The following is a 14,630-nucleotide window of genomic DNA, read 5'->3' as shown; positions in this document are numbered from 1 at the left end:
AGATGAAAAAGACAAAATATATAGGATTGGCAATCGGTTTATTTCTGGGATTAGTTACATCCTGTGACTATCTGGATGTGGTATTGGATAACCAAATGACACAAGACGAAGCTTTCAGTAAGCGTGAGACAACCGAACGCTATTTGGCACATATATATGACTATTTACCGGACTCCTACAACTGGCTATCGGATGCCGGAAGTGCCGTCCCCCGTAGCGATGAAGCCTTATTTTCCTGGTATGCAGGGGTAAGCCATTTGGTGTTTAATGATGGTACCTGGGGGCCTACTACAGGTGCTTTTAATATATGGAAAGGAAAGTATGAGGCAATTAATCAAGCGACTATTTTTATGGATAATATAGATAAATGTATGGATGTAACAGAAGAGGTCCGTACACATATGAAAGCGGAAGTCCGTTTTCTGAGAGCTTATTTCTATTTCGAATTAGTCTGTCAGTACGGCCCTGTTTTTATCTGGGGAGACCAGGCTCCTGATATGTTGATACATGCAGAAGACGTCGACCGTCATCCACTGGAAGTTAATTTGGATTTTATCGAATCCGAATATGACAAGGCGATAGAAAACCTGCCTTTGACAACCACGGATCCGATGTGGTATGGACGCGTCAACAAAGCGATTGTAATGGCGGCTAAATCCCGTCTGTTGCTTTATGCTGCCAGTCCGTTATTTAATGGCTGCGATTTATATAAAACGATGAAAAATAAGGATGGAGAGTCTTTGTTTCCACAATCTACAGATCCGAATAAATGGGAAAAAGCGGCTCAAGCGGCAAAAGCCGTAATTGATTTGAATCTTTTCTCTTTATATGAAGATAAAACCGAAACGGATCCATTTCGTAAGGCTATTAAATCTTATCAAGGGGTAACTCTTGAGGAATGGAACAATGAAGTGATCTGGGGAGCTTGGTATACGGATGGTATGGCGTTGAACGTACGTTGTTTGCCTCCGCGTGCGGTTAAGACCGGTTATGGTGGTTTTGCCCCCTCCATCAAATTGGTCGATACTTATCCGATGGCTGAATCCGGTCGTTATCCTGTCAATGGTTATAATGCAAACGGTTCTCCGATTATTGATCCGAAATCGGGTTATTCAGACGAAGGCTTTACGGAAGGTTATGAGCATCCGCTGGAAGATCAAGCGCACGGCTATACAACCATCAAAGCTCATAATAGTTGTGTGGGGCGTGACGCCCGTTTCTATGCCTCTGTCTTGGCTAATGGATTCAATTTCTACAATACGTATAATGGAGTTAAACTAATTACTTTCTATGATGGGGGAACCTCTTCTTATACAGGCTCAGGCGACTGTGTAAAAGTCGGTTATCTATGGCGTAGAATGACTGATCCGAAACTGGATATGGAAAATGGGAATTGGGGACGTATTTTCTGGCCCTACTACCGTTTGGCCGAAATCTATTTAAACTATGCAGAAGCTTGCAATGAGAAACCGAACCGGAATGAGGAAGAATCACTGAAATATATCAATATGGTCAGAGCGCGAGCCGGTCTGAATAAACTGGAAGAAGCTTATCCTGAGGTTAAAAATAATCAATCCTTATTACGTACATTAATTCAAAAAGAACGGATGGTTGAACTGGCTTTCGAATGTCATCGCTATAATGATGTTCGTCGTTGGATGATTGCGGAGAAAGAAATGAATGGGTCGAATTGGTGCAGGAATGTCAAAGCAACTACCTATGAAGGTTCCTGGGAGCGTACAGACCAGGTCTGGACCAGCAAGCGAGTTTTCCAATCGAAGCATTATTTCTTCCCCATCAATCAGGCACAATTGAATGAGATGAAGAATATGACTCAAAATCAGGGTTGGTAATATTGATAATAAAATAAAAGCTTATACGATATGAAAAAAGATCTATTATTCTGCCTGTCTTTGGCAATGCTGTTGTTTGCACCGTCTTGTGGGCAGGATTATTTGAATGAATATATGGTAGACGACAAGATCTATCTGAATGAATCCGGTCTGAATGCGCCGACGATATTTAACTGGGGTATTTATACTTATGATCTATATGCAATAAAAGGAGGAAAAGGACTTCAGAAGGCGCAAGTGAAGCTTGTAATTGACGAGGCATTGCTCTCTGATTACAACCAGAAAAACGGTACTTCTTATAAAATAATGCCGGATGATTGTTATTCTGTAAAAGTCCCGGAACTTTCTTTTGAAAAAGAAGATTACCGGAAGTCTTTTCAAGTGGATTTTAATCCGGAAGCCTTACTCAAATTGGAAGGGAACGAAAGTCAATATGCTTTGCCTTGCCGAATGCAGATATTGAACAATTCAATAGAAGCAGCGGATGAGATGGCGACATTCGCCATTTTAACGCCTAAGGTGGAACAACCCTATTTAAGGCTAAAGGATACAGGGCTGATGAAACCCGGTTCTTCCTTTGTCCCAAGTTCCGATGACGAACAGGTCTTTTATACGAAAGTAACTACGAACTACCATAATCAGTGGGATCTTACATATACCTTGGAGACAGATCTTTCAGCACTGAAAGCTTATAACGAGGCGCATAACACTTCTTATAAACTCCTTCCTGAAGCGGCATACGAGTATAATAAATCATTCTGGAAAATTCCGGCTAAATGGGACGAACAATACGTGGAAGTTAAATTAAAAAAGCAAGGATTGATCTCTGAAAATGGTGAAAATCTACTTGGCGATTATATACTTCCCATACGTTTAGCTACTGTCTCAATGCATGGAATAAATCCGGATGCCAATCTGTTACTTTATGTTGTTTCTTTTGCTGAAGATAATTAACTTTAGCAGGCCAATCATAAAAATATGACAGTTCGAAGAAAGTTTATTAAACAAATGGTTGCAGGAGGTCTATTGTTGCCTCCTGTATCCCGGATATTATTGGGACAAGAGAGCAAGCGTAATATGTCGGCCCTAAACCAATCTGCAATTCAAGAGATCCGTATCGCTCTGATCGGAAAAGGAGGGATGGGAACGGCCGATACCCAAACCGCATTATCGGTTGAAGGTGTGAAGCTGGTTGCCGTCTGTGATTTGTATGATACCCGTTTGGAACAAGCCCGAAAACAATGGGGAGAACATCTTTTTATAACAAAAGACTATCATGAAATATTGAAACGCGAGGATGTAGACGCCGTAATCATTGCTACTCCTGATCACTGGCATCAACCAATTTCCATTGAGGCAATGAAAGCGGGAAAGCATGTTTATTGTGAAAAACCGGTTATTCATAAAATAAAAGAAGGCAAAGCCCTTATAGATGCCCAACAAACCAGCGGCGTTTATTTCCAGCCGGGTAGTCAAGGAATGGCTTCTTTGGGGAATCGCAAAGCGCGTCAATTAGTTCAAACGGGCATTATAGGAAAAATAAATTTTATAGACGGACAATTCACCGGCGCTCCCGGGGAACTTGGACGTTATCCTATTCCGGAAGATGCCTCGGAAGAAACAATCTGGTGGAAACGTTTTTTAGGAAAGGCCCCTTGGCATACATTTGACCCGCAGCGCTTTTTTTATTGGCGTAACTGGAAGGATTACGGAACAGGTATTGCCGGGGATTTATACGTACATGTATTGGCAAGCCTTCATTTTATAACAGGGGCTATCGGACCGGAAAAAGTATATACAACTGGTGGCATTCGCTATTATACGGACGGTTATAGAGATACTCCGGATGTCATGTTAGGCTATTTTGATTATCCGGACAGAAATAATCTGGGAGCATTCACCGTCCAATTGGGCGCGAATTATGTAGACGGTATTTCCCGCAAATGGGGAAGCATGGATTTTCGTATTGTCGGTTCAAAAGGAACCATAGACATTGGTTGGGATAAAGTTACCTTAAAAATGCTCCGCTCTATTGATGTCCGGGAATTAGAGGCATTGGAGAAAATCGGGCAGGGAATAGATACTCCTGTTCAGACTTCAGAAAATGAAATAACCTTTCAAGCGGATAATAATTATAGAGGCGGGCATTACGACCATTTTTATAACTTTTTCTCCGGAATACGGAATAAGTCACCTTTGACAGCAGACGTAATGTTTGCTGTACGTTCGGCAGCTCCGGCTTTATTGAGTTATATGAGTTATGAACGGGGAGAAGTGATCTATTGGGACCCTGAAAATTTAAAAGAAACTAAGAAAAAATAAAAATAAAAGATCGATGATATGAAATTTTTTGCTTTAACTGCACTTTTTTCTTTTGCATTTTGGATAGGTATAAATGCTGAAGAACCCTATAAGTTATCAAAACAAGAGGAAAAGGATGGCTTCCAAATCCTTTTTGATGGGACTTCTATGGAGAATTGGATCAATAATGCAGATGAATATATCGTAGAAGACGGATGTATTGTAAAGAGATCCGGCGGCTTTGGAAATCTATATTCGAAAGAAGAATATGATAATTTCATCCTGCGCTTTGAGTTTCAGTTGACCCCCGGAGCAAATAACGGCTTAGGGATTCGCCACATCATTATGCCCAAAGGTAAGGGGTACTTAGGCATGGAATTACAGATATTAGATAATGATGATCCTCAATATGAAAATTTAAAGCCTTACCAATATCATGGAGGTCTATATAACTATGCTCCGGCTAAACGGGGCTTTTTGAAACCTGCAGGCGAATGGAATACGCAAGAGGTAATTGCTGATGGAGCAAATATCATGGTGATATTGAACGGAACTGTGATTCTAGATACCAATATTAAAAAGGTAACCAAGGGTATTCCATTGGAAAAAATCCAGCCGGGTTTACTAAATCCTAAAGGACATATTGCTTTTTTAGGGCATGACTCTACTGTTAGATTCAGAAATATACGTATAAAGTCATTATAAATCTATATATCGTAAGAAATAGAAATTTTGCTTTTTCTCTATCTATTTTTAATCTTTTATTTATTGTTGATTTTTTCGAATATATATCTTAATTTTGTTAGATAATAGGCACTATTTCTTTTTAAAGTAAAATATATGGGGACAAACAGAAGAACTTTTTTAAAAACTCTGGGGGGTGTCGCACTCTTTACAATTGTGCCGCGACAAGTCCTGGGGAGAGGATTTATTGCTCCGAGCGATCAGTTGACGAAGGGGATTATCGGAACCGGAGGAATGGGACGCGGACATGTCAATTATGCCGGCACGCGTCTGGTGGCCGTCTGTGATGTGGATAAGAATCATTTGGAATTGGGGAAGGCGTTGGTAAGCGATAAGATTGCCGCTTATCATGATTTCCGGGACCTGATTTTGGATCCGAATGTGGACATTGTGCATATTGCTACCCCGCCGCATTGGCATGGCATCATGTCGGTGGAAGCGGCTAAGGCGGGAAAGGATATCTGGTGTGAGAAACCGATGACCCGGACGATCGGCGAGGGCAAGCGTGTGATGGAGGCGGTGAAACAATACGGACGGATCTTCCGCCTGAACACCTGGTTCCGTTTTAAAGATCCGTTCTATGGATTGGGTACTCCCGTCAAACCGCTGAAAAAGTTGGTGCAAAGCGGCCTGCTCGGTTGGCCCTTGAAAGTGACCATCAGCAAGCATACAGGCTTTAATTGGAAATTTTTCTGGGTAGGGAAAGAGTATCTTGAACCGCAATCTGTTCCTCCCGAATTGGATTATGATTTCTGGCTCGGCCCGGCTCCATACAAACCTTATAACGCCCATCGGGTACATCAGACTTTCCGCGGATATTGGGATTATGATGGCGGAGGTCTTGGCGACATGGGACAGCATTATATCGATCCGGTACAATATTTTCTCGGTAAAGACGAAACCAGTCCGATAAAGGTGGAAGTGGATGCTCCCCAGCAACATCCGGATGCCGTGGGTACTTGGCGTTCTATTACCTATACCTATGAGGATGGTTGCCAGATTGTGTTATGGGGCGATGATTTCGGCGACCCCAATACACCTTACATTGCAGGGCCGAAAGGGAATGTCTATAAAGATTTTGTCTGTGATATACCCAATTGGGAGAAAAAGCTGGCAGACTATCCCGAACCGGAACCGCAAGTGACGGACTTCCTTGAATCTGTAAAGACACGTCAGCCGTTTGCTTTGAATGAACGCAATGGGTTTCGTTCGGCTACAATCGTGAATATGGGAGCGGTTGCTCTTCGTTTGAACCGGACTTTACATTTTGATCCTGTAAAACTGGAATTTATTGATGATGAAGCAGCGAATCGCCTGCTCGACCAACCGGTACGTGCGCCATGGAACATTTAATTAAAAAGGGAAACAGCATGAAAAATCTATACTTATCGATCGGCGCTTTCTTGCTTTGTGGAAGTTTGTCGATGGCGCAGACGCCGGCGAACCGTACGACGGAAACAGTGGTGGCAGATGTTCTGGCTCAGATGCCTGCCGGGAATCAGGCCAAATATAACCAATTGATCCAGGACTTAAGTAACGGCGGAGAAGCAACCGTCTTGTCTTTGGTGAAGAAAATCAATGCACCCGGCCAAGGAAGTAATGTTGCAGTGGACTACGCCTTAAGCGGATTAACTCATTATGTGTCGGCCAAAGGGAAAGAGTCGGAACGATTGACGGTTGCCAATGCTTATTTGAAAGCTTTGGATCTGGTGAATGAACGGGAAACAAAAGCTTTTATCATTCGTCAATTGCAAAGGATCGGGCAGGATGAAAGCGTGGATAAACTGGGTAGCTATCTGACGGACGAATCATTAGCCGGTCCTGCCGCTTCTGCATTGGCAGCCATTGGCAGTGAGAAAGCCGGCGTCGTTCTGCTGTCGGCTTTGAAGACGGCAAGTAATACGAAGAATAAACAGGAAATTGTGTTGGCAATCGGCGAAGCGAAGATTACGGGGTCTGAAGATGTCCTGCAGACTTTACTCGGTAGCGGGGATACTGATTTGGAAAAGGATGTTTTATATGCTTTGAGCCGTGTCGGTACAAGCGCATCGTTGAAGGCTTTAGCGGAGGCTGCTGAGAAGGCCGGTTATACCATGGAAAAAACCGGAGCGAACGAGGCCTATATCCATTTAATCAAGAATGTGTTATCCCGGGGAGATACGAAAGTTGCCGAGAAAGAGGCGAAAAACCTGTTAAAAGCCGCGAAGAAACAAAATCAGGAGGGAACCCGTGCAGCAGCATTAGGAATCCTGCTGGATGCAAAAGGCGGCGATATCCAAACGGTGCTCGATGCGTTGAAGGATCCGGACAAGGAATATCGCAATGCGGCATTGAATTATGCCTCCGGATATGCTACCAGGGAGAGTTATATTGAAATTTATAAAGCGCTTCAGAAAGCCAAGCCGGAAGTAAAGGTGGATCTGTTGAACTGGATCGGCCGTGAAAGCAAACTTCCTGAAAAATATGAACTGATCAAAAATCTGGAAGTCAAGTTCGATCTTCCGGGATCCAAGGTGCTGACCAATCAGGTTGCCAGTTCGGACTTTGCTGTAAAGCAGGCTGCCGTCTGGACGCTGGCAAAGATCGGCGATGAGCAGTTTATCCCCGTATTGGCCGGCCTTTTAACTTCTTCGGATAAACAGGTCGTTTTACTTGGTCAGGACGCCCTGACGGCTTTCAAAGGGGATATTTCTCCGACGGTAGCGCGTACGATTTCTTCTGCAAGTGATGCCGGAAAGATCGCCGGGATTGAATTGCTGGCAACCAGAAAGGCAACCTCTTACATCAACAGTGTTTTGGAGCAAGTCAAAAGCGGAACTCCTGAAGTGAAGGCAGCCGCTTATAAAGCCTTAAAGGACGTTGCCTCCGAAAAAGATTTCACCCTTCTTTGCGGGATGCTGGAAACGGCTGATGCCGCTACAGTTGCTCCTTTACAGCAGGCGGTCATTACGGCTGTGTCCGAACAACCGGGAGCGCAGCAGGTGAAGATGGTTACCGCCCGGATGTTGCAGGCGGGATCTTCCAAGGCCTATCTTTATTATACCGTTCTTGCCGCTACGGGCGAACCGAAAGCGCTGGCCTTAATCTCCGATGGTTTCAAGAAGGAGACAGGCGCCGCGCGGGATGCTGCATTTGAAGCATTGCTGACCTGGAAAGGATTTGATGTTGCCGGAGAATTATATGCCGTTTGTACACAACCGTCATTAAACTCTTATTTTGATCGGGCATTGGACGCTTATATCTCACGGGTATCCCGTCCCTCGTTGTCGGGAGAAAACCGGGTCATCTTCCTGAGAAAAGCCATGGAGATTGCCAAGACAGATGCTCAGAAGAACCGGATACTGAAGGAAATCGGTAACGCCGGGACATTCCTCGGTTTGCTTTATGCCGGCGAGTTTATCGGTCAGCCGGCAATTCAACAGGAGGCGGCGAATGCGGTGATGAACACCGCCCTCAATCATCCCGAATACACGGGGCAGGAGGTAAAAACGCTGCTGAATAAGGTGATTGATGTGTTGGATAATCCGGATGCCGGTTACCAGAAAGAGGCGATACGTAAACATCTATCCGAGATGCCGAAAGAGGAAGGATTTGTTTCTATTTTCAACGGAAAAGACTTAAACGGTTGGAAAGGATTAGTTGAGAATCCGATCAAGCGGGCGCAGATGAAACCGGCCCAATTGGCAAAAGCGCAGGCCAAAGCCGACGAGCAGATGCGTAAGGACTGGAAAGTCGTAGACGGATTGCTGGCTTTCGATGGCGCCGGATTCGATAATCTCTGCACCGAGAAGCAATATGGCGATTTCGAGATGTATATCGACTGGAAATTGGATCCGGCCGGTCCGGAAGCCGATGCAGGCATTTACCTCCGGGGTACGCCCCAGGTACAGATATGGGATACTTCCCGTGTCAATGTCGGAGCGCAGGTCGGTTCCGGTGGACTTTATAATAACCAAGTAAACGAAAGCAAGCCGCTGAAAGTGGCTGATAACGAGTTGGGAGAGTGGAATACGTTCTATATCAAAATGGTGGGAGACCGGGTAACCGTCCGCCTGAACGGCGAATTGGTAACGGATAATGTAATCCTTGAAAACTATTGGGATCGTTCGAAGCCTATATTCCCGACAGAACAGCTCGAATTGCAGGCGCACGGCAGCAAGGTTTATTATCGTAATATCTACGTGAAAGAATTGCCTCGCGTCCAACCTTTCCAGTTATCCGATGAAGAAAAGAAGGAAGATTTCCAAGTCCTATTCGATGGAACCAATATGCATGAATGGACCGGTAACCTGGCGGATTATCGCCTGGAAGACGGAGTAATCTCCGTTTATCCCAGCAAAAGTTTCGGAGGGAACCTCTACACGAAAAAAGAATATGGCAACTTTATTTTCCGCTTTGAGTTCCAACTGACGCCGGCAGCAAACAATGGGGTCGGAATCCGCACTCCCATGGAAGGAGATGCCGCCTATGTGGGGATGGAGATCCAGATTCTCGATGATCGCCATCCGGTCTACAAGGACATTACTCCGCTTCAACCGCACGGTTCCGTCTACGGCATTATCGGCGCCAAGCGCGACGCCTTGAAACCGGTCGGCGAATGGAATTATGAGGAAATTTATGCCGACGGAGATCATATCCGGGTAACGGTGAATGGTAAAGTCGTTGTCGACGGGAATATCCGCGAAGCGGTCAAAAACGGAACACCGGACAAAAAACAACATCCCGGGTTGTTCAATAAGACCGGCCATATCGGTTTCCTGGGACATGGTTCTCCTCTTAAATTCCGCAATATCCGGATTAAAGAATTGAAATGACCCTTAAGAGACATCTGTTTTCGAGATTTTTTTGACAGGCAATCCATAAAAAACGTATCTCTCTGCTTGAAAAAGTAAGAGAGATACGTTTTTTTATTCTTTTTGTCCGTAGGCAAGATCTCCCGCATCGCCCAGTCCGGGCAGAATGTAGGAATGATCATCCAGTTCCGGATCGATGGCCGCCGCCGAAAGCGTCGATATCTCAGGCATCTTTTGCTTTATATAATCAACGGCCTGCTGGCTGGCTATGATGGTTGCCACATGTACCTGCGCGGGCGTACCTTTTGTGAGCAGGGCTTTATAGGCCAGTTCCATGGAGCTGCCGGTCGCTAGCATCGGATCGGTGATGATCAAGGTCTTTCCTTCGATGGAAGGAGAAGCAATGTATTCGATATGAATGTCGAAATTCAAGCGATCCTTGTATTTGCGATAGGCCGAAACGAACGCATTTTCCGCATAATCCAGATAGCTCAGGAAACCCTGATGGAAAGGCAGGCCGGCCCGGAGGATGGTGCTGATCACGATCTGATCATCCGGAGTAGGCATGGGAGCGATCCCCAGCGGAGTTTCTACCTGTTTGGTGCTATACCCGAATTGTTTGCTGATTTCGTAGGCCATGATTTCGCCTATGCGTTCGATATTTCGCCGGAAGCGAAGCCTGTCTTTTTGCCTTTCCACATCCCGCAGCTCCGCAACAAAATGGTTGAGGATCGAATTTACTTCCCCAAGATGATATATCTGCATACTTGTTACTGATTATTTATTTGTTTTCTTTCAACCATTTGTCCAGCCAATCAAAGAAAACGCGCTGAAAAAGCACTCCGTTTTGCGGTTGGGCGATCCAATGGCATTCATCAGGATAAATAAGCATTTCGGCCGGAATGCCTCGCAGTTTGGCTGCGTTGAATGCGGCCATCCCCTGTGAAGCCAGGATACGGTAATCGAGTTCGCCGTGCGTTACGAGAATCGGCGTATCCCATTTGTCGACAAAAAGATGAGGTGAGTTGGCGAAGGTACGCTGGGCCACGGCATTGCTCTTGTCCCAATAAGCGCCGCCCATATCCCAGTTGGCGAACCACATCTCTTCGGTTTCCAGATATTGCTGCTCCAAGTTGAAGATGCCCGCATGGGCGATGAAGGCCTTGAAGCGCTTCTGGTGATGGCCGGCCAACCAGTAGATGGAGAAGCCCCCGTAACTTGCGCCGATGGCTCCCAGATGGGCGGCATCCACATAGGGCTCTTTCGCCATTTCGTCGATGGCTGAGAAGTAATCCTTCATGTTCTGCCCACCGTAATCGCCGCTGATTTGTTCGAGCCATTCCTTGCCGAAGCCGGGAAGCCCGCGGCGATTTGGGGCGACAATGATATAGCCGTTAGCCGCCATGATTTGCAGGTTCCACCGGTAGCTCCAGAACTGACTGACCGTACTTTGCGGGCCGCCCTGGCAATAGAGCAGGGCAGGATACTTCTTGCTCGGGTCGAAATTCGGCGGATAAACGATCCAGGTCAGCATCTGTTTCCCATCCGTCGTCTTGATCCAACGTGGTTCCACTTTTCCCTTTGTTAGCCGCTCCTCGATGGCTTTGTTTTCGAAGCTGATTTCGGCAACTTCCCCGTTTTGCAGGTTCACGCGGAACACTTCGGAGGGTTCCTGCATGGATTGCCGGATCGCCACCATCTGTCCGGCGGCGGCGTCCATGTCTACAAAGTCATACTGTCCGCTCGTGATCCGGCGGATCTGTTTCTTCAGGTCGATCTCCCAGATATGGGTTAACGCTTCCTTGCAGGCGATGAAGTAGAGGGATTGGTTGTCCGCTTTCCACTTGATCGCATCGACGTTGTAGTCGAATTCCGTTGATAAGTCCTGCTTTTCACCCGAGGCTATATCGAGAATGAAAAGTCGCTTTTTATCCGCTTCGTAACCATCGCGCTCCTGGCTGATCCAGGCCAGCTTGCTTCCGTCGGGAGAGAATGCGGGATACGTGTCGTATCCCATCATCCCTTCCGTCAGGTTGGTTGTCGCCTTGGTTGCTATATTATATAGGTATATGTCCGAATTGGTGGAAACGGCATATTCAAGTCCGGTTTTCTTGCGGGAGACGTATGCAATCGCTTTCCCGTCGGGGCTCCAAGCCAAGTCTTCGATGCCGCTGAATGGTTTCATGGGCGATTCATACGGTTCACCTTCCATCAGGTCGGTTGCTTCCCCCAGCTTTTTCCCGTCGAACGGAGCGAGGAAAGGATGCGGAATGGTTTCCACCCATTCGTTCCAATGCTTATACATCAGATCGTCGATGATGCGCCCGGTAGCTTTCGGGAGATCGGGATAACGCTTTTTGGTTTGGTTTTCTACCGGAATTTCACTGATGAAAAGCAATTGCTTCTCATCGGGTGAAAAGCGGAAGCCGTTGATGCCCCCTGCATATTCGCTTACCCGGCGGCGATCGGAACCGTCCGGCTTCATGATCCAGAGTTGGGAACTTCCGCTTTCGGAAGAAAGGAATGCTATTTCTTTGCCTCCGTTGATCCAGACGGCATTTTGTTCGCTTTCCGGAGTCTGCGTGATCTGGCGGCGGTCCGAACCGTCGAGGTTGACGACAAACAGTTCGCGGTTGCCTTTATTCTGTTCGATGCTGAAGAACGTAACGCCGTAAAGCACTCGTTTCCCATCCGGAGAAAGCCTGGCGTCGCTGATGCGCCCCATGCTGTAAAGCACTTCGGGAGTCAACAAGCCGTCCGTTATATTTACTTCGGCGCGCCCAATGAGCGGAGCCGCTTCTTCTGTTCTCTTTTCTGTTGTCGAGCAAGCGCCTAATAATACAGATGTAGACATAAGTATCGTTCCTATAGAATTCCTTATCATATGTTGTAGAAAATTATATTCGACTGCGAAATTAATAATTATAATTTATATCTTTGCGAATCAAATTATAAGAACTAACAGATATGAATAAAATTTGGTTATTTGGAACTGCTGTGTGTCTGGTCTTGGCCTGTGGTTCATGTAAACCTAAACAAAGCGCATACAAAGCTGCTTACGAACAAGCCAAAGAGAAAGAAGTTGCCGCCCCGGTAGAAAAGGAAGAAATCGTTGAAGTGGCTCCAGTCTCGAAGCCGCGAACCTCTAACGCGACGACCCGTACAGAGAAGATAAGGCCGGCTTCAGGAGAAGACGGTACAGGTTTAAGACGTTTCAGCGTGGTTATCGGTAGCTTCCAGAATAAAACCAATGCCTATGCATTAAAAGAACGGATGCAGAATGAAGGTTACAGTCCGATCTTGGGCCAGAACGAACAAGGTATGTTACGCGTCATCGTAACCAGTTTCGACAACAAGGCCGATGCGGCCGAAAGTCGCGATGCGATTAAAGCTAAATATGCGCCTAACTTTCAGGATGCCTGGTTGTTGGAACGTCAGTATTAATAACTTTATTATGATATAGGAAGGAGGTTGCCTGAAAGGCATTGCGCCGTCCTGAAAAACGAGTGCACTCAATGATTTCATTGAGTGCACTCGTTTATGAAATCCAGTATACTCGATTTTCCCTACCCGTTTACTTTTTCCGGATAGCCTTTTTCTCCTTGTTCCCCCACTTTATCGCGATAAAATTAGTTGGCTGGACGGATGCAAAAAAAACTGTTGAATTTTTAAGGTTGGCATCTGTTTTTTTAGGCAGATCCCGGTTAAAAACAGATAAAATCGATCTATGTTTCCAAAAAGTATTATAGCTTTGTAGAAGTGAGATAAAAGGAGAATTAATATGAAAAACAATTATTTGTTGAGCTGTTTGGTGTTGTTGTTTTTCGCAACTTCCTGCTCAACCTATTATTACTCCAGAATTGATGCCGTGAGTCAATATCAGGATATAAAAAATGAACAGGGCGATTTCGTTTTTGAAAATGATACGGCTCAGGTAACTTATCGCTTCGACGGGGAAAATGCTCCGGTCCGGATCAGCGTTTACAATAAGACAAATGCTCCGTTATATGTGGATTGGAAACGTTCCGCTTTAATTGTCGATGAGAAAGCAACCAGCTATTGGGCAGAAAACATTCATATGGACGGTAGGCTTTCAGCCGATATCATTAACAAGAATGTTTCCGGCACTTTCGGAGGAGAAGTCGTGTTGCCTAAAAATCTTACGTTCGTTCCCCCTTATTCAAAGATTGAACAATCTCCTTTGAATTTGGCAAACTTTACTTTTTACAAAATCCCGAATGAAGAATATCAGAAGATGGCTCTTCAAACATCTGTCGGTGAAATTGTTACTGTCCGGTCGATTGAGTATGCGCCTTCGACGACGCCTTTTTATTTCAGCAGCTACCTAACTATTTATACCGAAGGAGATCGACCCGGGCAACTTGGCGATCCGATTGTTTTTGATCAGGATTTCTATATCTCGCGCCTCATAAAGGCCGGCAGTATTTCTCCGGCCCGATATCCGGATACCTGGGGGAAGCGCGGGGATACGTTTTACGTAAAAAAGAGCTCGCAATTCGGTACGATAACCGGAATGGTCTTGTTAGGTGGGCTCGGAGTGATCGGGATCGTGGTCGGCTCATCCGGCAATAATATAGATAATGAGTTAGCTTGGCCTTAGTCTTTGGTTAATCATGTCTGGGTACATTAAAATAAAATTAACCGAATGTTTTGTTAATATGGAAACAATAAGTAATTTTGCTGCCCAAATAAAAACGTAATATTCAATAATAAATAAATTAAGTTATGATTGTAGTCCCATTGAAAGAAGGCGAAAACATTGAAAAAGCGCTTAAGAAGTTCAAAAGAAAATTTGAGAAAACAGGCGTTGTAAAAGAACTGAGAAACCGTCAGGCATTTGTTAAGCCTTCCGTGGCAAAGAGAAAGCAACGGATCCGCGCTGTCTATGTACAGCAGTTGCAACAAGCGGAAGAATAGG

General features: G+C 45.4%; 11 protein-coding genes. 9 read left to right on the top strand and 2 right to left on the bottom strand.

All coding sequences use genetic code 11. The features are described from left to right. The first annotated feature begins 2 nt into the window (after positions 1-2). From BQ8014_RS12600 to BQ8014_RS12575, 6 genes are all read left to right on the top strand, one after another. Complete coding sequence (locus BQ8014_RS12600) at positions 3-1,853, top strand: RagB/SusD family nutrient uptake outer membrane protein (protein WP_080904656.1); 1,851 nt, start codon at positions 3-5, stop codon at positions 1,851-1,853. Between the two features lie 30 nt (positions 1,854-1,883). Next, positions 1,884-2,807, top strand: a complete 924-nt coding sequence (locus BQ8014_RS12595) for a DUF1735 domain-containing protein (RefSeq protein WP_080904655.1) — start codon at positions 1,884-1,886, stop codon at positions 2,805-2,807. A 24-nt stretch (positions 2,808-2,831) separates the two neighbouring features. After that, entirely contained in the window at positions 2,832-4,175 is a 1,344-nt protein-coding gene (locus BQ8014_RS12590; RefSeq protein WP_080904654.1) for a Gfo/Idh/MocA family protein, read from the top strand. 18 nt (positions 4,176-4,193) lie between these two features. Beyond that, positions 4,194-4,859 (top strand): 3-keto-disaccharide hydrolase, encoded by a 666-nt coding sequence (locus BQ8014_RS12585; protein WP_080904653.1) that lies wholly within the window; start codon positions 4,194-4,196, stop codon positions 4,857-4,859. A gap of 135 nt (positions 4,860-4,994) precedes the next feature. Beyond that, positions 4,995-6,251: a Gfo/Idh/MocA family oxidoreductase gene (locus BQ8014_RS12580; RefSeq protein ID WP_080904652.1), complete on the top strand. Its 1,257-nt coding sequence runs from the start codon at positions 4,995-4,997 to the stop codon at positions 6,249-6,251. Between the two features lie 17 nt (positions 6,252-6,268). After that, a complete protein-coding gene (locus BQ8014_RS12575) occupies positions 6,269-9,712 on the top strand; it encodes a 3-keto-alpha-glucoside-1,2-lyase-like domain-containing protein (RefSeq protein WP_080905959.1) in 3,444 nt (1,147 codons plus the stop codon). Positions 9,713-9,805: 93 nt separating this feature from the next. On the opposite strand, the gene upp is transcribed toward BQ8014_RS12575, so the two are convergent. Together upp and BQ8014_RS12565 are read right to left on the bottom strand one after the other, a co-directional pair. After that, entirely contained in the window at positions 9,806-10,456 is a 651-nt protein-coding gene (upp, locus tag BQ8014_RS12570) for a uracil phosphoribosyltransferase (protein WP_080904651.1), read from the bottom strand. Positions 10,457-10,472: 16 nt separating this feature from the next. Further along, the gene (locus BQ8014_RS12565; protein WP_234998038.1) at positions 10,473-12,545 is read right to left on the bottom strand and encodes a dipeptidyl-peptidase Dpp5; all 2,073 of its coding nucleotides are present in this window, start codon (positions 12,543-12,545) and stop codon (positions 10,473-10,475) included. Positions 12,546-12,658: 113 nt separating this feature from the next. Here BQ8014_RS12565 and BQ8014_RS12560 point away from each other — a divergent pair, with 113 nt between their 5' ends. From BQ8014_RS12560 to rpsU, 3 genes are all read left to right on the top strand, one after another. Beyond that, positions 12,659-13,135, top strand: coding sequence for an SPOR domain-containing protein (locus BQ8014_RS12560; protein WP_080904649.1), 477 nt, complete (start codon positions 12,659-12,661; stop codon positions 13,133-13,135). 337 nt (positions 13,136-13,472) lie between these two features. Next, positions 13,473-14,312 (top strand): hypothetical protein, encoded by an 840-nt coding sequence (locus BQ8014_RS12555; RefSeq protein WP_080904648.1) that lies wholly within the window; start codon positions 13,473-13,475, stop codon positions 14,310-14,312. A 125-nt stretch (positions 14,313-14,437) separates the two neighbouring features. After that, positions 14,438-14,629 carry a 30S ribosomal protein S21 gene (gene rpsU / locus BQ8014_RS12550; RefSeq protein WP_080904647.1) on the top strand — a complete coding sequence of 64 codons (192 nt, stop codon included), beginning with the start codon at positions 14,438-14,440 and terminating at the stop codon, positions 14,627-14,629. Position 14,630 lies beyond the last annotated feature (1 nt).

This window comes from Parabacteroides sp. Marseille-P3160 (assembly GCF_900162725.1).
Lineage (GTDB): Bacteria > Bacteroidota > Bacteroidia > Bacteroidales > Tannerellaceae > Marseille-P3160.
The sequence above is the reverse complement of the archived record's forward strand: the minus strand, read 5'-3'. Positions and strand labels throughout refer to the sequence as shown.